Annotated in this window: 29 protein-coding genes and 1 pseudogene; 20 read left to right on the top strand and 10 right to left on the bottom strand. The window is 67.4% G+C overall.

What is annotated here, in order from left to right:
* The 13 genes and pseudogenes from A5756_RS25185 to rplO form a co-directional block, all read left to right on the top strand.
* Positions 1 to 224: pseudogene (locus tag A5756_RS25185) on the top strand (hypothetical protein); the annotation flags it as partial.
* 139 nt (positions 225 to 363) lie between these two features.
* Positions 364 to 654: a hypothetical protein gene (locus A5756_RS01780; RefSeq protein WP_066945900.1), complete on the top strand. Its 291-nt coding sequence runs from the start codon at positions 364 to 366 to the stop codon at positions 652 to 654.
* A gap of 129 nt (positions 655 to 783) precedes the next feature.
* On the top strand, positions 784 to 1,263 hold the full coding sequence (locus A5756_RS01775; protein ID WP_231989196.1) for a DinB family protein: 480 nt from the start codon (positions 784 to 786) through the stop codon (positions 1,261 to 1,263).
* 200 nt (positions 1,264 to 1,463) lie between these two features.
* Positions 1,464 to 1,832 carry a 50S ribosomal protein L14 gene (rplN, locus tag A5756_RS01770; protein ID WP_003403649.1) on the top strand — a complete coding sequence of 123 codons (369 nt, stop codon included), beginning with the start codon at positions 1,464 to 1,466 and terminating at the stop codon, positions 1,830 to 1,832.
* Positions 1,832 to 2,149 (top strand): 50S ribosomal protein L24, encoded by a 318-nt coding sequence (gene rplX / locus A5756_RS01765; RefSeq protein WP_066945894.1) that lies wholly within the window; start codon positions 1,832 to 1,834, stop codon positions 2,147 to 2,149. Before rplN ends, rplX begins: the two co-directional genes overlap by 1 nt.
* Positions 2,149 to 2,712 carry a 50S ribosomal protein L5 gene (gene rplE, locus A5756_RS01760; protein WP_066945885.1) on the top strand — a complete coding sequence of 188 codons (564 nt, stop codon included), beginning with the start codon at positions 2,149 to 2,151 and terminating at the stop codon, positions 2,710 to 2,712. The genes rplX and rplE overlap by 1 nt, the downstream gene beginning before the upstream one ends.
* 4 nt (positions 2,713 to 2,716) lie before the next feature.
* Positions 2,717 to 2,902 carry a type Z 30S ribosomal protein S14 gene (locus tag A5756_RS01755; RefSeq protein WP_007167851.1) on the top strand — a complete coding sequence of 62 codons (186 nt, stop codon included), beginning with the start codon at positions 2,717 to 2,719 and terminating at the stop codon, positions 2,900 to 2,902.
* A 138-nt stretch (positions 2,903 to 3,040) separates the two neighbouring features.
* A complete protein-coding gene (rpsH, locus tag A5756_RS01750) occupies positions 3,041 to 3,439 on the top strand; it encodes a 30S ribosomal protein S8 (protein WP_066945882.1) in 399 nt (132 codons plus the stop codon).
* Positions 3,440 to 3,449: 10 nt separating this feature from the next.
* Positions 3,450 to 3,989 (top strand): 50S ribosomal protein L6, encoded by a 540-nt coding sequence (rplF, locus tag A5756_RS01745; protein ID WP_066945879.1) that lies wholly within the window; start codon positions 3,450 to 3,452, stop codon positions 3,987 to 3,989.
* A 41-nt stretch (positions 3,990 to 4,030) separates the two neighbouring features.
* The gene (gene rplR, locus A5756_RS01740) at positions 4,031 to 4,399 is read left to right on the top strand and encodes a 50S ribosomal protein L18 (protein ID WP_082948339.1); all 369 of its coding nucleotides are present in this window, start codon (positions 4,031 to 4,033) and stop codon (positions 4,397 to 4,399) included.
* 38 nt (positions 4,400 to 4,437) lie between these two features.
* Entirely contained in the window at positions 4,438 to 5,112 is a 675-nt protein-coding gene (rpsE, locus tag A5756_RS01735) for a 30S ribosomal protein S5 (protein WP_066945871.1), read from the top strand.
* Positions 5,109 to 5,324, top strand: coding sequence for a 50S ribosomal protein L30 (rpmD, locus tag A5756_RS01730; protein WP_046185988.1), 216 nt, complete (start codon positions 5,109 to 5,111; stop codon positions 5,322 to 5,324). The genes rpsE and rpmD overlap by 4 nt, the downstream gene beginning before the upstream one ends.
* A complete protein-coding gene (rplO, locus tag A5756_RS01725) occupies positions 5,321 to 5,761 on the top strand; it encodes a 50S ribosomal protein L15 (protein ID WP_066945864.1) in 441 nt (146 codons plus the stop codon). The genes rpmD and rplO overlap by 4 nt, the downstream gene beginning before the upstream one ends.
* On the opposite strand, the gene A5756_RS01720 is transcribed toward rplO, so the two are convergent.
* The gene (locus tag A5756_RS01720; protein WP_255360734.1) at positions 5,762 to 6,361 is read right to left on the bottom strand and encodes a TetR/AcrR family transcriptional regulator; all 600 of its coding nucleotides are present in this window, start codon (positions 6,359 to 6,361) and stop codon (positions 5,762 to 5,764) included.
* 86 nt (positions 6,362 to 6,447) lie between these two features.
* On the opposite strand from A5756_RS01720, the gene A5756_RS01715 reads away from it, so the two are divergent.
* The 3 genes from A5756_RS01715 to A5756_RS01705 are packed head-to-tail and all read left to right on the top strand — an operon-like array spanning position 6,448 to position 10,512.
* Entirely contained in the window at positions 6,448 to 7,920 is a 1,473-nt protein-coding gene (locus A5756_RS01715) for an NAD(P)/FAD-dependent oxidoreductase (RefSeq protein ID WP_156659129.1), read from the top strand.
* Positions 7,823 to 8,875: an alpha/beta hydrolase gene (locus tag A5756_RS01710; protein ID WP_232005302.1), complete on the top strand. Its 1,053-nt coding sequence runs from the start codon at positions 7,823 to 7,825 to the stop codon at positions 8,873 to 8,875. The genes A5756_RS01715 and A5756_RS01710 overlap by 98 nt, the downstream gene beginning before the upstream one ends.
* Positions 8,872 to 10,512, top strand: a complete 1,641-nt coding sequence (locus A5756_RS01705) for a GMC family oxidoreductase (protein ID WP_082959963.1) — start codon at positions 8,872 to 8,874, stop codon at positions 10,510 to 10,512. Before A5756_RS01710 ends, A5756_RS01705 begins: the two co-directional genes overlap by 4 nt.
* Here the strand turns inward: A5756_RS01705 and A5756_RS01700 are convergent.
* Positions 10,509 to 11,435: an LLM class flavin-dependent oxidoreductase gene (locus A5756_RS01700; protein WP_066945853.1), complete on the bottom strand. Its 927-nt coding sequence runs from the start codon at positions 11,433 to 11,435 to the stop codon at positions 10,509 to 10,511. The genes A5756_RS01705 and A5756_RS01700 overlap by 4 nt on opposite strands.
* Before the next feature lie 39 nt (positions 11,436 to 11,474).
* Between A5756_RS01700 and sppA the strand changes: the two genes are divergently transcribed.
* A complete protein-coding gene (gene sppA / locus A5756_RS01695) occupies positions 11,475 to 13,247 on the top strand; it encodes a signal peptide peptidase SppA (RefSeq protein WP_066945850.1) in 1,773 nt (590 codons plus the stop codon).
* A 4-nt stretch (positions 13,248 to 13,251) separates the two neighbouring features.
* Here sppA and A5756_RS01690 read toward each other — a convergent pair whose 3' ends face one another.
* The 5 genes from A5756_RS01690 to A5756_RS01670 form a co-directional block, all read right to left on the bottom strand.
* On the bottom strand, positions 13,252 to 14,166 hold the full coding sequence (locus A5756_RS01690; RefSeq protein ID WP_066945846.1) for a class I SAM-dependent methyltransferase: 915 nt from the start codon (positions 14,164 to 14,166) through the stop codon (positions 13,252 to 13,254).
* A gap of 22 nt (positions 14,167 to 14,188) precedes the next feature.
* Positions 14,189 to 15,097 carry a class I SAM-dependent methyltransferase gene (locus A5756_RS01685; RefSeq protein ID WP_066945843.1) on the bottom strand — a complete coding sequence of 303 codons (909 nt, stop codon included), beginning with the start codon at positions 15,095 to 15,097 and terminating at the stop codon, positions 14,189 to 14,191.
* Positions 15,098 to 15,113: 16 nt separating this feature from the next.
* On the bottom strand, positions 15,114 to 16,064 hold the full coding sequence (locus tag A5756_RS01680; protein WP_066945841.1) for a class I SAM-dependent methyltransferase: 951 nt from the start codon (positions 16,062 to 16,064) through the stop codon (positions 15,114 to 15,116).
* A 125-nt stretch (positions 16,065 to 16,189) separates the two neighbouring features.
* A complete protein-coding gene (locus A5756_RS01675; protein WP_066945838.1) occupies positions 16,190 to 17,224 on the bottom strand; it encodes a dihydrodipicolinate reductase in 1,035 nt (344 codons plus the stop codon).
* Positions 17,225 to 17,246: 22 nt separating this feature from the next.
* Complete coding sequence (locus A5756_RS01670) at positions 17,247 to 17,885, bottom strand: class I SAM-dependent methyltransferase (protein ID WP_369828582.1); 639 nt, start codon at positions 17,883 to 17,885, stop codon at positions 17,247 to 17,249.
* A 74-nt stretch (positions 17,886 to 17,959) separates the two neighbouring features.
* Here A5756_RS01670 and A5756_RS01665 point away from each other — a divergent pair, with 74 nt between their 5' ends.
* The 3 genes from A5756_RS01665 to A5756_RS01655 all read left to right on the top strand — a co-directional run bounded on the left by A5756_RS01665 (position 17,960) and on the right by A5756_RS01655 (position 20,733).
* A complete protein-coding gene (locus A5756_RS01665; RefSeq protein ID WP_066945835.1) occupies positions 17,960 to 18,808 on the top strand; it encodes an AraC family transcriptional regulator in 849 nt (282 codons plus the stop codon).
* Between the two features lie 123 nt (positions 18,809 to 18,931).
* Positions 18,932 to 19,510, top strand: a complete 579-nt coding sequence (locus tag A5756_RS01660) for a TetR/AcrR family transcriptional regulator (RefSeq protein ID WP_231989195.1) — start codon at positions 18,932 to 18,934, stop codon at positions 19,508 to 19,510.
* Complete coding sequence (locus A5756_RS01655) at positions 19,507 to 20,733, top strand: cytochrome P450 (protein WP_066945832.1); 1,227 nt, start codon at positions 19,507 to 19,509, stop codon at positions 20,731 to 20,733. Before A5756_RS01660 ends, A5756_RS01655 begins: the two co-directional genes overlap by 4 nt.
* Here A5756_RS01655 and A5756_RS01650 read toward each other — a convergent pair whose 3' ends face one another.
* Genes A5756_RS01650 through A5756_RS01640 form a run of 3 tightly spaced genes read right to left on the bottom strand, consistent with a single transcriptional unit; the run spans position 20,734 to position 23,290 of the window.
* A complete protein-coding gene (locus A5756_RS01650; RefSeq protein WP_066945829.1) occupies positions 20,734 to 21,651 on the bottom strand; it encodes an MBL fold metallo-hydrolase in 918 nt (305 codons plus the stop codon).
* On the bottom strand, positions 21,651 to 22,313 hold the full coding sequence (locus A5756_RS01645) for an L-fuculose-phosphate aldolase (RefSeq protein ID WP_156622590.1): 663 nt from the start codon (positions 22,311 to 22,313) through the stop codon (positions 21,651 to 21,653). Before A5756_RS01645 ends, A5756_RS01650 begins: the two co-directional genes overlap by 1 nt.
* Positions 22,310 to 23,290 carry an NAD(P)-dependent oxidoreductase gene (locus A5756_RS01640; protein WP_066945826.1) on the bottom strand — a complete coding sequence of 327 codons (981 nt, stop codon included), beginning with the start codon at positions 23,288 to 23,290 and terminating at the stop codon, positions 22,310 to 22,312. The genes A5756_RS01645 and A5756_RS01640 overlap by 4 nt, the downstream gene beginning before the upstream one ends.
* Between the last annotated feature and the right edge of the window lie 7 nt (positions 23,291 to 23,297).

Below are 23,297 nucleotides of genomic sequence, written 5' to 3'. Positions count from 1 at the left end.
CCAGCCTGTGCCGATCGGTCGGCGGTGCGCCTGCAGCCGAGGTCGACCCACCGTTCGACGACTACTGCGCCCAGCGCACCGCGATGATGCCCAAACGCCGCCGCACCCGCGCCCAAGACCGCGCCTCCCGGGTAGCCACCGAACGCCGACACAACCGCCAAGCCCGCCGAGCACAACGCGCCGGACCCGCACCGCCGCCCGACGACGAACCACCGCCGTTTTGACGGCCGGTCAAGGGGTTATACGACCGCGAACGGGCGCCACTCGCCTGGCACGCGAATCGAGACCTCAAAGGCAGCCAATGCCACTTACCCAAGCGGTAGCGTCAGTACTTGCCGGCTGGGCTGGTGACGGGAGGCAAGCATGAAGCGCGGCATCGTCGGAGGATTCGCGAGCCTGCTCCTGGCCGCGGAGCTGATCGCCTCGGCGCCGCCGGCCAGCGCGGGCTGCCAGTACGGAGGAAACGTCCTCAGTAAGTGCGACGGGCCGGTCCAGCCCGACGGCACCTGGCAACGTTGCGTGGCCGTTCCCCGCTTGATTCCCAACGGCGCCAGTTCCTACCTGGTGCCCGACGGGCACTGCGAGTCGATGGGGCCCGACCAGCACCCGTCGGATCCCGCCTTCGCCGACCCGCCGATGCACATCGATGGCTGAGTCCGGGGATGCGCTGCAGCCCGGCGGGTGGTCGCGAACCGGCCGCCACCGAGCTAGGGGGAGGATTTGGAGATGCCCGCGTCCCTGCCCCCACTGGCGGCCGAAGATCACGCCTGCGCTGATTGTGGAATGAGTTACGCGGACACTCGGACCGACGACGCGGTCGGTGTGATCGCCGGTCTGCCGGACGCGGTTCGGGAGGCGATCTCCGTGATCCCGCCCGGGGCGCGGCGGTCACGGCCCAGCCCCGAAGTGTGGTCGGTCGCCGAATACCTCTGTCATCTGCGGGACGTCTACGTCTCCTTCACCATCCGGCTGCACCGCGTCCGCACCGAGCACGAGCCCGCGTGCGAGCCCATGTTCAACGATCTGCGGGCCCGCCGCTTCCGGTACAACGATTGCGACATCGAGGCCACGCTCGTCGAGCTCGCCGCCGCCGTGGCGGGCTTCCGCGACGAGGTCGCGCGCGTCAAAGACCACGACTGGGACCGCACCGCGACCCGGTTGCCGGGCGAACAGCGCACCGCCCGCTGGTTCGTGCGCCAGGCGATGCACGAAGGCGTGCACCACCTCGCAGATATCCGGAGAATCGGGGGAACGGCTCCTTGAGCCCGCCCCAAAGCCGCCTCGGCCGCGAATTTGGCTCTGAGCTGGTCGTCACCTAGACTCTAGGGGTTGCCTTGGGCAGACCTCGGCCGGTGCGAATCGGCCCCGCGTGCCCTTCGGTGACAAAGACCGCGCATGTCAGGTTATTCGGTGGGCTGTGGCTTGCCTCCTGCCGTGCACACGCAACCAGGTCAGGAGATCGAGTGATTCAGCAGGAATCGCGGCTGAAGGTCGCCGACAACACCGGCGCCAAGGAGATCTTGTGCATCCGGGTGCTCGGCGGTTCGTCGCGACGCTACGCCGGCATCGGGGACGTCATCGTCGCCACCGTCAAGGACGCCATTCCCGGCGGCAATGTCAAGCGCGGGGATGTGGTCAAGGCCGTCGTGGTGCGCACCGTCAAGGAGCGCCGCCGCCCGGACGGCAGCTACATCAAGTTCGACGAGAACGCCGCGGTGATCATCAAGCCCGACAACGACCCGCGCGGCACGCGCATCTTCGGCCCTGTCGGCCGCGAGCTGCGTGAGAAGCGGTTCATGAAGATCATTTCGCTGGCCCCGGAGGTGTTGTAGTGAAAATCAAGAAGGACGACACCGTCCTGGTCATCGCCGGCAAGGACAAGGGCGCCAAAGGCAAGGTGCTCAAGGTTTACCCGGAGCGCAACCGGGTCCTGGTCCAGGGAGTCAACTCGATCAAGAAGCACACCGCGGTTTCGAGCAACCAGCGCGGAGCCCAGTCGGGTGGAATCGTCACCCAGGAGGCGCCGATCGATGCCTCCAACGTGATGGTGGTCGACTCCGACGGTAAGCCCACCCGCGTCGGCTACCGGGTCGACGAGGAGACCGGCAAGCGGGTTCGTATCTCCAAGCGCAACGGCAAGGACATCTGATGACCACCGCAGAGAAAGTTCAACCCCGCCTGAAAGAGCGCTACCGCAGCGAGATTCGCGATTCGCTTCAGCAGCAGTTCGGTTACGGGAACGTCATGCAGATCCCGACCGTGACGAAAGTCGTTGTCAACATGGGCGTTGGCGATGCGGCGCGGGACGCGAAGCTGATCAACGGCGCGGTCAACGACCTTGCGCTGATCACCGGGCAAAAGCCCGAGATTCGCAGGGCGCGCAAGTCCATCGCGCAGTTCAAGCTGCGCGAGGGCATGCCGATCGGCGCCCGCGTCACCCTGCGCGGAGACCGCATGTGGGAGTTCCTGGACCGCCTCACCTCGATCGCGTTGCCCCGTATCCGTGACTTCCGCGGGCTTTCGCCCAAGCAGTTCGACGGTGTGGGCAACTACACGTTCGGGCTGGCCGAGCAGTCGGTGTTCCACGAGATCGACGTGGACAAGATCGACCGGGTTCGCGGCATGGACATCAACGTCGTCACCTCGGCGACGACCGACGACGAAGGACGAGCGCTGTTGCGGGCCCTCGGCTTTCCCTTCAAGGAGAACTGAGTAGATGGCGAAGAAGGCACTGGTCAATAAGGCTGCACGCAAGCCGAAGTTCGCGGTGCGCGGCTACACGCGCTGCAACAGATGCGGCCGCCCGCGCGCGGTCTTCCGCAAATTCGGCCTGTGCAGGATCTGCCTGCGCGAGATGGCGCACGCGGGCGAGCTGCCCGGCGTGCAAAAGAGCAGCTGGTAAGAGCCAGGACCCCTAGACCAACCCAGAACAGGCACGCGACAGGCCCTGACCGGGAACCACCGCGAGGAAGGTGACAGACACTGTCATGACTGCGACAACGACGATGCAGAGCGCAGCGATGAAGAGGAGTGGCGCTCGATGACGATGACGGATCCGATCGCAGACTTCTTGACACGTCTGCGCAACGCCAATTCGGCGTATCACGACGAGGTGGCGTTGCCGCACTCCAAGATCAAGGCCAACATCGCCCAGATCCTCAAGAGCGAGGGTTACATCAGCGATTACCGGACCGAAGACGCTCGGGTGGGCAAGTCGCTGATCGTCCAGCTCAAGTACGGACCGAGCCGGGAGCGCAGCATCGCCGGACTGCGGCGAGTGTCCAAGCCCGGTCTGCGGGTGTACGCGAAATCCACCAACCTGCCGCGCGTGCTCGGCGGCCTGGGTGTGGCGATCATCTCGACCTCCTCGGGCCTGCTGACCGATCGTCAGGCAGCCAGACAGGGCGTGGGCGGCGAAGTCCTCGCGTACGTGTGGTGAGGGAGTAGACATGTCGCGCATTGGTAAGCAGCCGGTTCCGGTTCCCACCGGAGTCGACGTAACGATCGAGGGCCAGAACGTCTCGGTGAAGGGGCCCAAGGGCAGCCTGAATCTGACCGTCGCCGAACCGATTACGGTGGCCCGCAACGACGACGGCGCCATCGTGGTCACCCGCCCCAACGACGAGCGGCGCAACCGCTCGCTGCACGGGCTGTCGCGCACCCTGGTGTCCAACCTGGTCACCGGCGTGACCGAGGGATACACCACCAAGATGGAGATCTTCGGGGTCGGTTACCGCGTGCAGCTCAAGGGCGCCAACCTCGAGTTCGCGCTGGGCTACAGCCATCCCGTGGTCATGGAGGCGCCCGAGGGCATCACGTTCGCGGTCCAGTCCCCGACGAAGTTCTCGATTACCGGCATCGACAAGCAAAAGGTCGGTCAGATCTCGGCGAACATCCGCCGCCTGCGCCGTCCCGACCCGTACAAGGGCAAGGGCGTGCGCTACGAGGGCGAGCAGATCCGCCGCAAGGTCGGAAAGACAGGTAAGTAGTCATGGCGCAAAAACAAGCTGACACCGCCGCGCGAAAGCCGGTGGGGCAGAGCGTATCCGCAACTCGTCGGGTCTCGCGGCTGCGTAGGCACGCCCGGCTTCGCAAGAAGATCGCCGGCACCCCGGAGCGCCCGCGGCTCGTCATCAACCGGTCCGCGCGGCACATTCACGTGCAGCTGGTCAATGACGAGAACGGCACCACGGTGGCCGCCGCGTCGTCCATCGAGGACGATGTGCGGGGCCTGCAGGGCGACAAGAAGGCCCGCAGCGTGCGGGTGGGCCAATTGATCGCCGAGCGCGCCAAGGCCGCCGGCATCGACACCGTGGTGTTCGACCGCGGCGGGTACACCTACGCCGGACGGATTGCGGCGCTGGCCGATGCCGCCCGCGAGAACGGATTGAGTTTCTAGATGATCGAGACCTCGAACAAGACTGGAAGGACCGCATAATGGCGGAACAGTCGGCCGGCGGGCAGGGCGCCCCGGACAGCCGTGACTCGCGCGGTGACCGCGACAGCCGCGGCCGGCGCGATGGCGGCGGCCGCGGTGGACGCGACCGCGACGGCGACAAGAGCAACTACCTGGAGCGGGTCGTCGCCATCAACCGTGTCTCCAAGGTGGTCAAGGGTGGTAGGCGCTTCAGCTTCACCGCATTGGTCATCGTGGGCGACGGCAACGGCATGGTCGGCGTCGGCTACGGCAAGGCCAAGGAAGTTCCGGCGGCCATCGCCAAGGGCGTCGAGGAGGCACGCAAGGGCTTCTTCCGTGTGCCGCTGATCGGTGGCACCATCACGCACCCGGTGCAGGGTGAAGCCGCAGCCGGCGTGGTGCTGCTGCGCCCGGCCAGCCCGGGTACCGGGGTGATCGCCGGCGGCGCGGCGCGTGCGGTGCTGGAATGCGCTGGGGTGCGCGACATCCTGGCCAAGTCGTTGGGCAGTGACAACGCGATCAACGTGGTGCATGCCACCGTCACCGCGCTCAAGCTGCTGCAGCGTCCCGAGGAGGTGGCGGCCCGCCGCGGGCTGCCCATCGAGGACGTCGCCCCGGCCGGAATGCTCAAGGCGCGACGGGAAAGCGAAGCGCTGGCCGCCAGTGCCGCGCGTGAGGGAACGGCACCGCAATGAGCCAACTGAAGATCACCCAGGTGCGCAGCACCATCGGGGCCCGCTGGAAGCAGCGGGAAAGCCTGCGCACCCTGGGCCTGCGACGGATTCGCCATTCGGTGATCCGTGAGGACAACCCGCAGACCCGCGGCCTGATCGCGGTGGTCAACCACCTCGTCGAGGTGGAGCCGGCCGAGGCGCAAGCCGCAGGGACCGGAGGGAAGAAGAAATGACGATCAAGCTGCACGACCTGAAGCCCGCGCCCGGGTCGAAGACCGCCCGCACCCGCGTCGGTCGCGGTGAGGGCTCGAAGGGCAAGACCGCGGGCCGCGGCACCAAGGGCACCAAGGCCCGCAAGAACGTGCCGGCCACCTTCGAGGGCGGCCAGATGCCGATTCACATGCGGCTGCCCAAGCTCAAGGGCTTCCGCAACCGATTCCGCATCGAATACGAGGTCGTCAACGTCGGCGACCTCAATCGGCTGTTCCCCCAGGGCGGTTCCATCGGTGTCGACGAGCTGGTGGCCAAGGGCGCGGTCCGCAAAAACGCGTTGGTCAAGGTCCTCGGCGACGGCAAGCTGACCGTCAAGCTCGAGGTCTCCGCGCACAAGTTCAGCGGCAGCGCCCGCGAGAAGATCACCGCCGCGGGCGGCTCGGCGACCGAGCTGTAGTCAGCCTGCGGCTTCGTCCGTTCCCTCGATCAGCTCGATTGCCGTGCTGAGCGCCGAATCGGTTGGTGCGGTTCGGTATTCGCTCTCTTCGGGGATAGCGCGGGAGATAACGATCGAGCCCACCATCAACGCGAGGATGCTCCACGCCCGGCGTTGTCTATCGGACCGGCTTCCGTCGAGCAATTCGGCAACCCGGTCCACCGTGGCCCTCATCTTGCGTTCGTAGGCGTCTTTGACGGGAGCTTCGGCGCGCGCAACGTCGGCGCTCAGCGCGGGCATCACGCATCCTCCGGCCGGGTCCAGGCTGTGATCTGCGCTGATGTACTCGCGAAGAAAGCTGATGAGGCGCGTTCGGCCGTCTTCACGTGTCATCGAATCGGTATCCGAGAGGAACGGTTCGCCCAGCTCTGCATCGATGATGGCCTCGAGCATCGCTTCTTTGCCGCGAAAGTTCGAGTAGAACGCGCCCGACGTCACGCCGGCGGCGGCGGCCAGCCCGTCCACCCCAATGCCGTTGAAGCCATTTGTCTTCAACGATCGACAACCAGCCTGTAAGAGCGCGCTACGTGCGCGCGCCTTCTGATCCGGTGGGTATCTCACCAGTCCTCCTTGACGTTGGCCTAATCATAGGATAGCGTCCGTTATCGTAACGATCGTTATTCTACGCTTGTGGGCGGAGAGTGTTGATGGCCAGTGATTCGGCTGCGCGACATGTGCCGATAGCCATCGTCGGCAGCGGCTTCTCGGGATTGGGCGCCGCGATCCGACTGGACAAGGCGGGGCACCACGATTTCTTGGTGCTCGAGCGTGGTGACGACGTCGGCGGCACCTGGCGCGACAACACCTATCCCGGCGCGGCGTGCGATGTGCCCTCCCATCTCTACTCGTATTCCTTTGCGCCCAACCCGAACTGGACGCGGTGGTTGCCGAGTCGAGCCGAGATCCAGGACTACCTCCGCGGTGTCGCGCGTGACGCCGGTGTCCTCGACCGTCACGTCTTCGGGTGTGCGGTCAAAGATGCGGCCTGGAACGACGGCCGGCGGAGATGGGAGCTGGTGACCGACCAGGGTCGGCTCACCGCCGACATGGTGATCTCGGCATTCGGGGCGCTGGCCGAGCCGTCGCTACCGAGCATCCCGGGCATCGACGGATTCGACGGCGAGCTGTTCCACTCCGCGCGATGGAACCACGACGCCGATCTGAGCGGCAAGCGGGTCGCGGTCATCGGCACCGGCGCCTCGGCGGTCCAAATCGTACCGGCGATCGCCGACGTCGCCGCCCACATCGATGTTTATCAGCGCACCGCGCCTTGGTTGCTGTCACGGCACGAGCGCCCCTTCCGGCGCGCTGAACAACGGGCGTTCGGCTGGATCCCGGGCCTCGCGCGCCTGATGCGGGCCGGTATCTATCTGAACCGCGAGGCCCTGATCATCGGCCTGGCGAAGGCGCCGCGGCTGATGATTCCTCTAGAGCTGGCCTTGCGGGCCAAGATCCGCGCCGAAGTCAAAGATCCCGAACTGCGCCGCAAAGTCATTCCCGATTTCCGGCTCGGCTGCAAGCGCATGCTGCTGTCCAACGACTGGTATCCGACCCTCGGCCGCGATCACGTGGAGCTGATCACCGAAGGTATCCGGGAGGTCGACGGCCACCGCATCATCACCGCTGATGGGGTCGCACGAGCAACAGACGCCATCATCCTGGCCACGGGCTTTCACGTCACCGACTCACCCATGTTCGACATCATCCGCGACACCGAGGGCCGCACGTTGGCCCAAACCTACGCGGACAAGGGGCGGCAGGCTTACAAAGGCACGACCATCGCCGGCTTTCCCAACATGTTCTTCATGCTCGGCCCCAACACCGCGCTTGGACACACCTCGATGGTGTACATGATCGAATCCCAACTCAATTACATCGTCGACGCCATCGGCACCATGAAAGTCCGCGGCCTCAAGACCTTTGAGGTGCGACGCGAAGTCCAAGATGCCTACAACGACAAGCTTCAACGGATGCTCGCCGCATCGGTGTGGAACAGCGGCGGCTGCGCCAGCTGGTACCTCGATGCGCACGGCAACAACACCACGCTGTGGCCCGATTTCACCTTTCGCTTCCGACGCCAGACCAAGCGTTTCGACCTCGACGCCTACACGACCAGCTGACAACTCCGAGAAAGGCACCTTGATGGCAAGCAAGCAGGCAGAACAATTCGCAGAGTTCCTGGGCGTGCTGAGTGCACGGTCCTCCAATCCCGATCTCGACCTGGCGACGGTGCGGGACATCATCGAGACGATGCACGTTGCGACCAAAGAACCGGAGCGCGTCAGCTACCAAGAGGTGAGCGCAGGCGGCGTGGACGCGCTCTGGTGCATCCCTGCCGATAGCGATCCGGAGGCCGTGCTGCTGCACAGCCATCTGGGTGGCAGCGTCGTCGCCTCAATGCATTCCGATCGCAAGGCCGCGGCGCACCTCGCCTTCGCGGCCGGCGTGCGATCGCTCGTGATCGACTATCGCCGTTCGCCGGAGCACAAGTTTCCCGCCCAGCTTGATGACGTTCGCAGGGCTTATGACTGGCTCCTGCAACAAGGTTTTCGGCCCGAACGCGTTGCCAGCGTTGGTCACTCGGTGGGCGGCAACCTCGCGACCAGCCTGGCCCTGCGGCTACGCGACGAAGGCGCCGCACTGCCGGCGGCGATCGTGTCGATTTCCCCGTGGGTGGACTTGACGCTGACAAACCAGACGATCACCGGCAATGCCGATCGGGATCGGCTGCTTTCACGCCCATTGCTGGAGTTCTTCCGGTCAGCCTGGCTGGACGGAACCGCTGTGGGCTGGGAAGACCCTCGGGTGAACCTGCTCGCCGCCGACCTGTCGGGGCTGCCACCGATTGCAGTGTTCTGGGGCACGGACGAGCTCCTTGCCGGGGAGGCCGCGGAATTCGCCCGTCGCGCCCAGGCGGCCGGCAACGACGTGTTGGCGCGAGCCGTCGCGGACGCTCAGCATTCCTTCATCGTCGCCGCCGGCCGAGTCCCTGAGGTAGACGCTGCGATCTCCGAGATCGGCGCGTGGCTGCGGTCCCACCTCAGCCTCGCGACAGTGCGGGAGGCAGCGAAATGACGGACGTCACAGACCATTTCACCGAAGCTAACGGGCACGGGCCCGAATTCGCCGAGCGAGTGCGCCGCAACCAGCAGAAGCTGGCCGCGCAGCTCAAGCCGCACTACGACTTCATCGTCTGCGGATCGGGTTCGTCGGGATCGGTAGTGGCGCGTCGGCTCGCCGAGAACCCCGCCGTCACCGTGCTACTGCTGGAAGCCGGTGGCGAGGACACCGCACCGGCCGTCATGAGGGCCGACCAATGGCCGCTCAACCTCGGTAGCGAACGGGACTGGAACTTCTTCTCGCAGCCCAGCAAGGAGCTCAACGGTCGATCCATTCCGATGTCGATGGGAAAGGTCGTCGGGGGCGGGTCAAGCATCAACGTGATGATCTGGGCGCACGGACACAAGAACGACTGGGACTTCTTCGCCGCCCAAGCCGGCGACCCGGCATGGAACTACGATTCGGTGCTCGAGCTCTACCGCGCCGTCGAGGACTGGCACGGCGTCCCCGATCCTGACTACCGGGGCACCGGCGGGCCCGTGTTCGTGCAACCCGCGCCCGATCCCAGCCCGATCGCACACGCCATGCTCGAAGGCGCGCAATCCGTAGGAATCCCGTCGTTCGAGAACCAGAACGGCCGGATGATGGAGGGGCGTGGCGGTGCGGCGATCGCGGACCTTCGTCTCCGCGACGGTTACCGCCAATCCGTCTTCCGGTCCTATGTCTATCCCTATCTGGACCGGCCGAACCTGACCGTGCTCACCGCCGCGTTGGTGACCCGGCTGATCTTCGACGGTGAGAAGGCGACCGGTGTGGAATTCACCCACTACGGCAGCTTGCGCCGCGTCGGCGCCGCAAGCGAGGTGGTGCTATCGCTCGGCGCGATCAACACCCCCAAAGTGCTGATGCAATCCGGTATCGGCGACGAGACCCAACTGCGGCGACATGGCATCCCCATCGTGCAGCACCTGCCCGGCGTGGGTCGAAATTTGCAAGACCACGTCGGGTTCGACTGCGTCTGGGAATACCGACAGTCCCTGCCGCCACGCAATAACGGCGTCGAAGCGACGTATTTTTGGACCAGCGACCCGGGCCTGGACTCTCCCGACCTGCAGACATGTCAAGCGGAGTTCCCTAAGTCGTCCAGCGCCGAGAACACGGCCAGGTTCTGCCCGCCCGAGACCGGCTGGAATCTGTTCGGCGGCCTGGTGCAACCGAAAAGCCGCGGCGAGATACTCCTGACCGGCCCGAGCCCACTCGACCCGGTCGAGATCCACGCCAACATGTTGTCGCACCCCGACGACGTCAGGGCGGCCATCGCGTGCGTGGAACTGTGCCGTGCCGTGGCGAACTCGGCTGAGCTGCGCGCGTTCACCAAACGTGAAGTCATGCCGGGCAACCTCAAGGGCGCAGAACTCGAGCGGTTCATTCGTGATGCCGCCTCAAGCTATTGGCACCAGAGCGGATCGGCGAAAATGGGCCAAGACGCCATGTCGGTCGTCGACGGCGCACTGAAAGTGTATGGGGTAGACGGTCTTCGTGTCGCAGACGGCTCCATCATGCCCCGTGTGACCACCGGTAACACGCAGGCGCCCTGCGTCATCATCGGTGAGCGTGCCGCGGCGATCCTGCGAGCCGAGCACCACGCCTAGCCCAGCTGCGGAATGACCTCCGCGGCAAGGCGTTCCATCTGCTCGCGGTTCTCCGGCACGTCGACGCCGACGGGATTGAGCAGCAGGTATTCGGCCCCGGCGTCGATCACCTCGCGCAGCCCGCGGGCCACGTCGTCGGGCGTGCCCGACACCGGAACGTCTTCGACGCCGGGCATCTTGCCGTAAATCCGCCGCAGCCCGGCCAGCACGCGCTCGCGAGCGCGCGCCGCATCGTCGTCGACCATCAGGTAGACGCGCTTGCCGATCGTGAAATGCACTGGGTCCTTTCGCTGTTCGTCGAGTTCGCGACGCACCACCGTCACGGCCCCGGCGAAGGCCTGGGTGGTCGACGAACCGGCGCCCAGGAAGGAGTCGCCGTGCCGCACCGCCCTGGCCAGGGCCTTCGGGGCCAGGCCGCCGAACCAGATGGGCGGGTGCGGCCGCTGTACCGGCTTGGGCGCGATCGGCACGTCGTCGACGTCGCGGAACCGGCCATGGAAGGTAACCCGGGGTTCGTCGGACCAGGCGGCCTTCATCAGCTTGAGGCCCTCGGTGAAATACGAGATGTACGTATCCTTTTCGACGCCGAACGCGGCGAACCTGCGGAAGCCGCCGCCCGTCCCGACGCCGACGTCCAGCCGGCCGTGGCTGAGCCGGTCGACCGCGGTGACGGAGGAGGCCAGCTGCAGCGGATCGTGCAATGACGTCACCAGCACGGCGACCCCCAGGCGCAGCCGCTCGGTGCAGGCCGCGCAGTAGGCCAGCAGCTCCAGCGGTGCCAGCAGCGGTGCGTCCCCGATGATCTGCTCGAGTACCCAACCCCCCTCGAACCCGAGCTCCTCGGCCCGAAGCAGGTAAGCGCGCAGCCCTTCGGCGTCGAACCGGTCGTAGTCGAGTTGGGGGATGGCGATCGAGAACCTCACCCCACCACCGTACGGCGGCGGTGTCGGTACGCTGCAAACATGTTCGCCTTCCTGCCCTCGATGCCCGGGGTCGACGACGTCCGCGCGTTGGCCGTACGAGTAGATACCGCCCGCCACCACGGCGTACCCAATGGCTGTGTCCTCGAGCTCGACCTGCGATCGGCGCCGCCGGAGGCCACGGGTTTCGACCCGCTCGCGATCTTCACCGGTGGCAGGCCGATGGCGCTGCGCGACGCCGTCGCCGCCATCCACCGCGCGGCCGAGGATCCGCGGGTCGCCGGGCTGATCGCCCGCGTGCAACTTACGGCCTCACCACCGGCGGCGGTGCAGGAGCTGCGCGAGGCGATCGCCGCGTTCACCGCCGCCAAGCCGTCGCTGGCCTGGGCGGAAACCTATCCGGGCACGCTGTCCTACTACCTGGCTTCGGCGTTCGGCGAGGTCTGGATGCAGCCGTCGGGAAGCGTCGGGCTGATCGGCTTCGCGAGCAACGCCACCTTCCTGCGCGACGCGTTCGACAAGGCGGGGATCGAACCCCAATTCGTCGCGCGCGGCCAATACAAGTCGGCGGCAAACCGTTTCACCGAACACGGCTTCACCACGGCCCACCGCGAGGCCGTCACCCGGATGCTGGAAAGCCTGCAGCAGCAGGCGTGGCAGGCGATCGCCGACTCGCGCAAGCTCGACCCCGGCGTGCTCGACGCGCTGGCCGACCACGCGCCGCTGTTGCGTGACGACGCCGCCGCCGCCGGCCTGCTCGACCGGATCGGATTCCGCGACGAAGCCTACGCCCGCATAGCGGAACTGGTTGGGGTTGAGGATGTTTCGGATGACGCCGCCCCGCCGCGGCTGTATTTGACGCGCTATGCCGGTGCGGCCCGCTCCCGGCTGGCCCCGCCCAAGCCACCGGTTCCCGGCCGCCGGCCCAAGCCGACCCTGGCCGTCATCACCGTCGACGGCATGATCGTCGACGGACGCGGTGGGCCGCAGTTCCTGCCGCTGGGCACGGCCACCGCCGGCGGCGACACCATCGGGGCGGCGCTACGGGAGGCCGGCGCCGACGACTCGGTGTCCGCGATCGTGCTGCGGGTGAACAGCCCCGGCGGCACGATCACCGCGTCGGAGAGCATCTGGCGCGAGGTGACCCGCGCCCGCAAGCGGGGCAAGCCGGTGGTCGCTTCGATGGGCGCGGTCGCCGCCTCCGGCGGTTACTACGTCTCAATGGGGGCCGACGCGATCATCGCCAACCCGGCGACGGTCACCGGTTCGATCGGTGTGATCACCGGCAAGCTGGTGATCCGCGATCTGTTGGAGCGGTTGGGCGTCGGGTCGGATACCGTGCGCACCAACGCCAATGCCGACGCCTGGTCGATCGACTCACCGTTCACGCCGGAGCAGCAGGCGCATCGCGAAGCAGAGGCGGACCTGTTCTACGCCGACTTCGTGCAGCGGGTCGCCGAAGCCCGCAACCTGACCGCCGAGGCGGTCGATCGTGTTGCGCAGGGACGGATTTGGACCGGCGCCGACGCGCTGGACCGCGGCCTGGTCGACGAACTCGGCGGGTTCCGCACCGCCGTGCGCCGGGCCAAAGTCCTGGCCGGCCTCGACGAGGACAGCGACGTCCGCATCGTCAGTTATCCGGGCTCCTCGCTGCTGGACATGGTGCGGCCGCGCGCCTCGTCGCAACCCGCCGCCGCATCGCTGCCGGACGCGCTGGCCGCCCTGCTGGGCCGCACGGTCAGCGGCGTCCTCGACAACGTCGAGCAGACGCTGAGCGGCGCCAGCGTGCTGTGGCCAGGCCCGTCTCGGTTCTAGAAAGCTAGCCGGTGAGATTGCCGCTGATGAAGATGATCTCGCCGAGCGGGTCGTCGTTTTGCGGGGGCGGCGCTTCGATGCCCTGGCGGCGGAACAGTTCCGTGCGGGTGGTGCCCTCGACGTCCCACCGCTTGGACCGCAGATAGTCCAGGACGTGGTTGCGTTCGCCGGCGTAGACCAGCGACGCCATGTCGATGTCCACGCCGTGGTCGCGGAAGGAACCGGACATCTCCCGCACCCTGTCGGCATCGAAATCGATGATGCCGGGCACGAATTCGGTGGCGATCGTGCTCCCGGGCGCGCTGAGCGCGGTGATGTTGTCGAACAGCCGGTCCTGGGCTTCCGGCGGCAGGTAGATCAGCAAACCCTCGGCCAGCCAGGCGGTCGGCGCAGTCGGATCGAAGCCGGACGCCTTCAGGGCGGCCGGCCAGTCGGCGCGCAGGTCGATCGGCACGGCGCGCCGCGTCGCGGTCGGTTCGGCGCCGATACCGGCCAACGTGCCCGTCTTGAATTCGATGACGCGGGGCTGGTCGATCTCGTAGACCACCGTGCCGGCCGGCCACGGCAGCCGGTAGGCGCGCGCGTCCAAACCCGATGCGAGGATGACCACCTGCCGGATTCCGCCGCCGGTCGCGTTGACGAAGTAGTCGTCGAAATACTTGGTGCGCACGGCCATTCCGTCGACCATCGCCTGCATGCGCACCTGCGACGCATTCTCGATCGCGTCGAGGTCGAGCTCGCCGTCCATCATCTTGGTGAAGAAGTCGACCGCGACCGCGCGCACCAGCGGCTCGGCGAACGGGTCGTGGATCAGGCCGCGGGGATCCTTCGTCGCCATGGCGCGCCCGGCGGCCACCATGGTCGCGGTCGCGCCCACACTGGACGCCAGATCCCACTCGTCGTCGTGAGCGCGTGACATGGGGGAGACCTTAGCCAACCCGCTACGCCAGCGTCGCGGCGACGTAGCTCAACTCGCCGAACGTAGCCGACATCTCGTCCTCGGGAAATTCAAAGCCGTTCTGCGCGTACAACTCCCGGGCCGGGTGGGTCTCCACCCGCCAGCCGTGGGTTTTCAGGTAGTCGACGACGACGTTGCGTTCGCCGCGGTAGAACAGATCGGCCGCGTTGAGGTTGAAGCCGAAGCGCTGCCACCGTTCGCTGATGCGCTGCAATCGCTCGTCGGAGAAGACGTTGGGGTCGGGCACGTGTTCGGTGGCCACCCGGCTGCCCGGCGCGCTGAGCGCGGTGATGTTGTCGAACAACCGGTCCTGCGCCTCCGGCGGCAGGTACGGCAGCAGCCCTTCCGCGCTCCACGCGGTGGGCTGCGTCACGTCGAATCCGCCGTCGCGCAACGCCGCCGGCCAGTCGTCGCGCAGGTCGACGGCGATCGCGCGGCGCTCGGCTGTCGGGGCGGCGCCGAGCCCGGCCAGCGTGTCGGTCTTGAACGCGATGACCTGCGGCTGGTCGATCTCGTAGACGACGGTGCCCGCCGGCCACGGCAAGCGGTAAGCGCGGGTGTCCAGGCCGGACGCCAGGATCACCGCCTGCCGCACACCAGCTTTGGTGGCACCGGTGAAGAAGTCGTCGAAAAACCGGGTGCGAACCGTGATCTGCTCCGCCCGGGCCTTGCGATTGAACAGCGGATCGTCCTCGAAATCGACCTGTCCTTCGACGATGCGGATGAAGGGCTCCAGGCCGACGGCGCGGACCAGCGGTTCGGCCAGCGGATCGTCGAGTAACGCGTCGGGTCCCTGCGACGCCACCGCGCGGGAGGCGGCGACCATGGTGGCCGTCGCCCCCACGCTGGACCCGGGTCCCCAGCTGTCGCCTTCCGTACGTCCCGATTCCATAGTCATGCAAAGACTCCTATTTCTTGTCCAGCGTGCCGCTTACGTAAAGCATCTCGCCCATGCGGATGTCGTCGTCCTCGAGCGGTGGAAGCCCGTTGGCCGAGAACAGCTCCCGGATGCTGGCGCCGTTCAGCGACCAACCGCGCTCGCCGAGGTAGGGGGCGGCCTCGTTGCGGTCCCCGAAGTAGACGAGCCCCGCCATGTCCAGGTCGAAACCGTGCGCCCGCCAGCGTTCGGAGATGTGCTGCATGCGCTCCTTGAGTTTCTCCTCGTCCCCGGGCTCGGGGTTGGGCGCGCTTTCGACCGCCACTCGGCTGCCCCGGGCGCTGAGTTCGGTGATGGTGTCCAGCAGGCGGTCCTGCGCCTCCGGCGGCAGGTAGCCCAGCAGGCCCTCGGCGCTCCAGGCGGTCGGCTGGGCCGGGTCGAATCCGGCGGCGCGCAAGGCGGCTGGCCAGTCGTCGCGCAGGTCGACGGCCACCACGCGCCGGTCGGCGGTGGGCGCGGCGCCCAGCTCGGCCAGCGTGCGCGACTTGAAGTCGATCACCTGCGGCTGGTCTACCTCGTAGACGACGGTCCCGGCGGGCCACGCCAGCCGGTAGGCGCGGGCATCCAGCCCCGAGGCCAGGATCACCGCCTGCTTGATGCCCGCACGCGTCGCATCCAGAAAGAACTCGTCGAAGAACTTCGTGCGCACGGCCATGTTGTCGGCCATCCGGGACATCGCGCCGGTGGATCCGGTCGCGCCGTCGTGCGCGTCGTTCAGCTCGTCCGGGTTCACCTCGCCGGTCGCCAGCCGGGTGAGGAGGTCGACGCCCACGGCCCGCACCAACGGCTCGGCGAACGGGTCGTTGATCAGCGGACGGTCGGCGCGGGTGGCGACGGCGCGCGCGGCCGCGACCATCGTCGCGGTCACCCCGACGCTGGACGCCAGGTCCCAGGTGTCGCCCTCATACCTGGTGGATGTCATGTTCGCCTCTGTTCAGAAGTAGTTAGGCTAATATTTAGCCGATATAACAAGCTCCAACCACTGTACGCTTCCCCCGATTCGCGGCAACCCGGCGGCGGCGCCGCGAACGTCGCGTTCGACCAGCGCTAGAGCAGGGCGCCCCGGGATCCGGTGACGGGCAGATCGATCGGCGTGATGACCCCCGGCTGCGCGTCGCACAGGAACGGTATGGCGTTGACCGCCGCGACGGCCGTGCTGTCCATCAACACGGTCATCACGTCCTCGCCGGGTTTGCCGAACCGGATCGTCGCGTCCACGCGTGGCTCGCCTTCGATCACCACGCTGAATCCCTTGGGGTCCGTCCATTGTGGGTCCAGCGCGTCGTCGCTCATGGTCCAGCAGATGGCCAGCTCGACCACCGGGCGGCCCCCGCGATAGCCGCGATAGGTGCGGCGCTGGCCCCCGGCGGTCCCCGCGGCGTAGTTCACCCAGCCCAGATCCAGGTCCCGGGTCAGCACCGCGGGCTCGACGAATGCCTCCTTGGAGTCGAGCTCGGTGCCCAGCATGGCGGCGATCATGTCCAGCGTCTCGAAGTAGCCGAGCCCGTATCGTTGCGTCGCCGGGTCGAGGTGCGTCACCCGCTCACGGGGTGGCTTGCCGAATCCGAGCACCTTCCACACGTCCTGTATGGGATAGGTTGTGCAGTCCAACGTTTCGACGAGCTTGACGCTGTGCACCCGTCGGCACGCGCCGGTGAGGAACCCGGCGACGACGTTGATGAAGCCCGGCTCGAATCCCGTCCCCAGGAAGGTCGCGTTGCCCCGTCGGGCTGCTTCCTCGAGGGCCGGGAGTTCGGCCGGGTGGTGGGTGCCGGTCAGGAAGTCTCCGGTCGTGACCACGTTGATGCCGCGGCGCAGCATCCTTTCCACCAGTTCGTAGTCGATGGCCCGCGGCATGTAGTTCACGCAGTCCGGCGCCAGGTCGAGCAGCGCGTCGACGTCGTCCGTCGCGGTGACGCCGGTCGGGGGCCGGTCCGCGAGCTCCCCGGCGTCGCGCCCCACCTTCTCCGCCCCCAGGGCGTGCACGCCCACCACGTCGAAGTCGTCGCGGTCGAGCAGGATGCCGAGGGCTCGCTTTCCGATGTTGCCGGTGGACCACTGAACCACGCGGTAGGGCGCCATGGCATCAACCGTAACTGGCGGTCTAGGCGGGGCGGGTGGCGCGATAGTAGTTCAATCGCCCGAGAACGCGGTGCCGCTCCGAGGCGACCTCGGTGCACTCGAAACCGGCGCCGCGCAGCAGTCGCGGGATCGCGTCGCCGAGGTTGCCGGCCGCGTGGTGGTTGCGCCTGATGAGCCGCGCCAGCAGGCCGTGGTCATCGGTCATGTCGCCGCCGATGTCGACCAGGTGCAGCCGGCCGCCCGGGCGAAGGACGCGGAAAACCTCCGCCGCCGCAGCGGTTTTGGCGTCGTCGCCGATATGGTGCAGCATCAAAGACGACAGCACCCGGTCGAATTCGCCGTCGGCGTAGGGCAGCCGTTCTGCGTAGCCCTGCTCGAAGCGGATCCCCTCCGCCTTTCGCCTCGCCCGGTCAAGCGCCCGCGGGTCGGGATCGCATCCGACCACCTCCAGCTGGGGATGGGAGCGTTTCGCCCGAATGGTGAGATTGCCCGTGCCGCAGCCGATTTCCAGGATGCGGAGGCAGTTGTCGAGTTCGGCCTGCGCGAGGAGCGCGTCGTGGACCCTTTTCATGCCGAGCAGGCGTGACATCAGGTCGTAGGTGGGGAGCAACGCGTCGTGGCCGGCGGCCGGCAGGTAGTCATGTGGATGATGTTTTGTCACGCAATCCATGGTGAACCGATGCATCGGCGAAGAATTGGGTGATTCTCGGAGAAACTTGAACTATTTTTGGTGATATGGCGCAACCGGCTCGGATGGTTCGGCAGCGCGCGGGGGTGCCGGTCTACGCATACCGGACCGATCCCGACAACCCCCCGGTCACGGTGGTGCGGTCCGGCCCGGAGGATTTTGTCGACCGCGGTCGCCACATCCACGACTTCCCGGCGCTGTGGTACCTGCCCGCGGCCGGGCTTGTCTACGTGGCAGCCGCTGGGCGGGTGCTCGATCCCGCGCAGTTGGCCGATCGCGACGCCGGTGTCGCTGTCTTCTTCGACCCCGCGACCCTGGGCGAGGACGGGCGATCGCCCTGGCCGGCGTGGCGGGCGCACCCGCTGCTGTTCCCGTTCCTGCACGGGCACGCCGGTGGGATTTTGCGGCTGGAGGTGCCCGCGGCGCGACGGCCGGTCTGGGACGCGGCGATCGGGTCGATCGAAGCCGAGCTGCTCGCACGGCAGGACGGCTATCGGCAGGCCGCCTTGGCACATCTGACGCTGTTGCTGATCGACCTCGCGCGGCTGGCGGGCGCGGTGGTGGCCGAGCTGCGCCGCGCGGGCGAGCCGCTGCTGGCCGAGGTGTTCGAGGTGATCGACCGCCGGCACGCCGAGCCGTTGTCGCTGCGCGACGTCGCGGGCGAACTTGGCGTGACGCCCGGGCACCTGACCACCGTGGTGCGGCGCCGCACCGGGCGCACCGTCGGGGAGTGGATCACCGAACGCCGGATGGCCGAGGCCCGCGGGCTGCTGGCCGATACGGATCTGCCGGTCGCCGAGGTCGCCAGGCGGGTGGGGATCGCCGATCCCGGCTATTTCAGCCGGCTGTTCGGCCGGACCCACGGGCTCTCGCCCCGCGGGTGGCGACGGCGCTGACGAGGCGTCCCGGTCCTGTCGAGCGGTCACTGGCGGGCCCGAATCCCTTCGCCACCGTTGACGAGCGCGTCGAACGTTGTTCTAATCAGAACATTGTTCGAAACGGCCCGGATGGGAGAACGCGTGCAGACTGCATCAGGTGCGCCGGTGTTGCGGCACGGAGCGCTCGACCGGGCGCACTTGACCAAGCACCTGTTGCAATTGGCCAAGCGTGTCGGCGTCAACCGGGTCACGATGCGCGAGCTGGCCGCTGAGGCGGGCACGGCCGCCTCGTCGGTGTACTACCACGTCCGTGACAAGCGCGAATTGCTCGATCTGCTCATCGAATCCGTGCTCGCCCAGATCGAGGTGCCGCAGGAGGGCGACTGGGAGTCACGGTTGATCGCGCTCTACACGAATGCGTGGAAGGAGCTGGTCGAGGTGCCCGGGATCACCGTCCTGCTGCTGGAACATCCGCACACGGCGGCGGCCACCGAGATGGACCGCGCCTCTCGCGGAATCCTGCACGAATCCGGTTTGAGCGCGGAACATTTCGATGCGGCACACGCCACGCTCTACGTCCACCTGCTGGGGGCAGTGCAGCTCGAGCAAATCCGTCACGCCGGTGCCGGGGCACACGGTCCAAGTGACGAAGCGTTTGCGTACGGGTTGCGGTTGATATTGGGCGGTCTGCGAAGCGAAATCGGGGGTGGTGCATCATGAGCGACACGACGATCGACCTCGCCGAGCCGGCGATCTGGTCATCGCGCTTTCCCGACGATCTGTTCGCCGAACTGCGCGCCCGTACGCCGGTGTTTCATCAGCGGCTCACCGAGGAGGTGAGGTCGGCCGTCGGCCGCGAATTCTGGGTGTGTACCAAGCACGCCGACGTGGCACGGGTGCATCGCGACTACGAGACGTTCACCGCGACACGCGGACCGCTGATCCAGGACGTAGCACTGTTCGACGCTTACCCGGCGATCGTGAGTCTGGACCCGCCGGATCACACCGTCCGCCGCCGGCTCATCACGCGTGCCTTCACTCCGCGCGCGGTCGCCAAGTTGGAAGATGGAATTCGCAGTCGGGCCAAAGAGATGGCCGGGGCACTGCGGGAGTCCGGAGGTGGCGAGTTCGTCCACCTGGCCGCCGGATTGCCCATATCGGTGATCGGCGACATCGTGGGGATCCCCGAATCCGACCGCCCGCATGTTTTCGGTTTGATCGATCGAGTTCTGAAGACCGCTGGTGCACAGATGTCCCTCCCCGAAGGGGACGATCTGTTGCCCTTCGTGGAGCTGTTCGAATACGCAAGCTCGCTGACGGCGCACAAACGCGAACATCCCGTGGACGACATCTGGAGTGCGCTGTGCACCACGGAAGTCACGGAAGAATCCGGAAAGCGCTTCCTGCTGCCCTCCAACGAGTTGGAGATCTTTTTCTTCATCCTCGGGCTGGCGGGTGCCGATACGACACGAAACGCGTTGTGCGACGGGATTCGTGCTTTCGTCGACAACCCCGACCAGATGGCGATCTATCGTTGTGACCCCGGTGTGCGCGCCACGGCGGTCGAGGAGGTGATCCGCTACTCCACGCCCATCATGTTCTGGGTACGCGGAGCGACCAAGGACGTCCACCTCGGCGACGTTCTGATCCCGGCGGGTGCGCGCGTGGTGACGATGTTGCGATCGGCCAATCGCGACGAGGACGTCTTCGAGGATCCGTACAGGTTTGACATTCGCCGTAATCCCAATCCGCACCAGTCGTTTGGCGGTGGCGGCGCCCATCACTGCCTGGGGGCCATGCTGGCCCGAGCGGAAGTCCGGGCCGCCCTGGACGAGATCTTGTTGAACACCGACCTGATCGAGGTCGGCGAGCCGACCATGGTGCTTCCCGACCTGACGAACAACATGACGGTGTACGAATCGCTGCGGGTCCGCTTTAGCTAGTCAGAGGGATTCGATGTCCAGCCAGCGGTCGACGTCGAATCGGTCCTCGGCGGCGAGGATCGTCGCACCACCGCGTCCGGGGTAGTGCGCGGGAATCACGGCGGCCTTCGCCTGGACTGCCTCGGTGAAGATCCGGCGGCGGGTCACCGCGGCGGCGGGGCCGTCCACGTCGAAGGCGCAGGTGTCGGCGGGGCGACGCAACTGCAGCGGGCTGTGGGTGAGATCGCCGACGAAGACGACCGGCTGACCCGCATCCAGCCACAGCACCGAGGAGCCCGGCGTGTGCCCGGGGGCGGGCCGCAGCCGCAGCGACGGGCTGACCTGGTAATCGTCCGACCATTGGACGAGCTGTCCCGCCGCCGCGATCGGTGCGACGCTGTCCGCGAACACGAGCTGGTCGCCGCGCTGCTGAGCCGCTTCCTCCTCGCTGCGCGGCGATCGCCTCGCCGCGGGCCCATCGGGTGCGAAGTGCTGGTAGTCGGCAGCCGGCACCACGTATCGGGCGTTGGGAAACGTCGGCACCCAGGAATCGTTGTCCAGCATGGTGTTCCACCCGACATGGTCGGAGTGGACGTGGGTGTTGACTACCACGTCCACGGCGGCGCGGTCGACGCCCGCGTACCGCAGGGCGGCCAGGAATCCGGTGTTGAGGTGGTCCAGGGGTTGCATGTGCGGGCGTTGGCGGTCGTTACCGACACCGGTGTCCACGACGACGGTCAACCCGTCGACCTCGATGACCCAGCTTTGGATCGCGATGTGCCACTGATCGGTGGATGGGTCGAAGAAGTCCGGCACCAGCAGGTCGGCGTTGTCTTGCCAGCCGGACGGCGGTGTTTGCGCGAAAAGGCGTGTCGTCAGGTCGAATTGGAGTTCGAGGACCCGCGCCACGCGCGCGTGGCCGAACCGGACCGGGCGCATCAGGCGTTCGCGCGCAGGTAGCCGTATACGCCGGCGAAGTTGCGGTTGACGTCCTCGGGGATGGGCACCGGGCCGCCGAGCGCCCTTGCACCCCAAACGATTTGGGCGGTGCGCTCCACCAGGGCGGTGATGTGCAGCACCTTGTCCGGTCGTGGCCCCACGGCCACCAGGCCGTGGTTGGCGATCAACGCGGCGCCCCGGCCGTCGAGCGCCTTGACGGCGTTGGCGCCGACGTCGGGGGTGCCGGAGGCGGCGTACTCGGTGCAGCGGACGTCCCCGCCGCAGTACACCGCGAACTCGTCGATGCACGCCGGAATCGATTGGTGCGCAATGGCGAACATGGTCGCCCACACCGGGTGGCTGTGAATGACGCTGCCGATATCGTCGAACGCGCGGTAGCAGGCCAGGTGCAGCTGCATCTCCGAGGACGGCGAGCGGCCGTCCGCGGCGTGCAGCACGGCACCGTCCGGGTCTATGAGCACGAGGTCGTCGAGCTGCATGTCGCGGTAGTCAACCGACGACGGGGTGATGACGATGTTGCCGTCGGAGCGCCGCGCGGAGATGTTGCCCGCGGTTCCCTCGACCAGGCCCCGGCGCAGCATGTCCTTGGCCGCGTCGAGCACCGCCGTTTCGGGGTGGGCCACCGATTTCACGGACGTCATGGGCCGAGCACCTCCGGGTTGACGATGTGGGCGGGCATCCCGCCGGCCAGCAGCGCTTCCAGGTCGTCGGCCACCATCTGCGCCTGCCGAGCCTCAGTGTTCCACGTGGCGCCGCCGATGTGAGGCGTCAGCACGACATTGGGCATGCCGACCAGCGGGTGGTCGGTGGGCAGCCATTCGCCGACGAAGTGGTCCAGGCCGGCGGCGGACACCTTGCCGTCGCGCAGCGCGTCGACGAGCGCATCGGTGTCGTGCAGCTGGGCGCGGGCGGTGTTGAGGAAGACCACGCCGTCACGCATGGCGGCGAACTGCGGCGCCCCGATCATGCCGACCGTGTCGTCGGTGACGGGCGCGTGCAGGGAGACGACGTCGGCCTCGCCCAGCAGCTCGTCCAGGCCGTGCCGGGCGTCGTCGTTGTAGGGGTCGTGGGCGATGACCCGCAGGCCCAGCCCGGACAGCCGCCATGCGGTGGCGCGGCCGACGGCGCCGAGGCCCACCAGACCGGCGGTGCGCCCGGCGACCTCCCAGGCGCGGAACCGCTGATAGGGGATGCTGCCATCGCGAAAGATGTTGCCGCTGCGGACATCCGCGTCGGCGGGCAGGAGCTGGCGGGTGACGGCCAGCAGCAGCGCCACCGTCATCTCGGCGACCGCGTCGGCGTTGCGGCCCGGGGTGTTCAGCACCGGGACCCCGGCCGCGGTGGCCCCCGCGATGTCGACGTTGTTGGGGTCGCCGCGGGTCGAGGCGATCACCCGCAGGCCCAAGTCGAACACCGGCCCGCCGACCGAGTCGCTTTCCACCACAACGACATCGGCGGCCTCGGCGGTGATGCGTTCGGCCAGTTGTTCGGCACTGTAGATCCGCAGCGGGGTCTGCTCGATCCACGGGTCGTACACCACGTCGGCCAGCTGCTTCAGCTTGGCGAAGCCCGGTCCCCGCAGCGGGGCCGTCACCAACGCGCGCGGTCTTGACGTCACGAACCCC

The sequence above is a fragment of the Mycobacterium sp. 852002-53434_SCH5985345 genome, assembly GCF_001667155.1.
Taxonomy (GTDB): domain Bacteria; phylum Actinomycetota; class Actinomycetes; order Mycobacteriales; family Mycobacteriaceae; genus Mycobacterium.
This window is presented reverse-complemented; position numbering and strand designations above follow the sequence as displayed.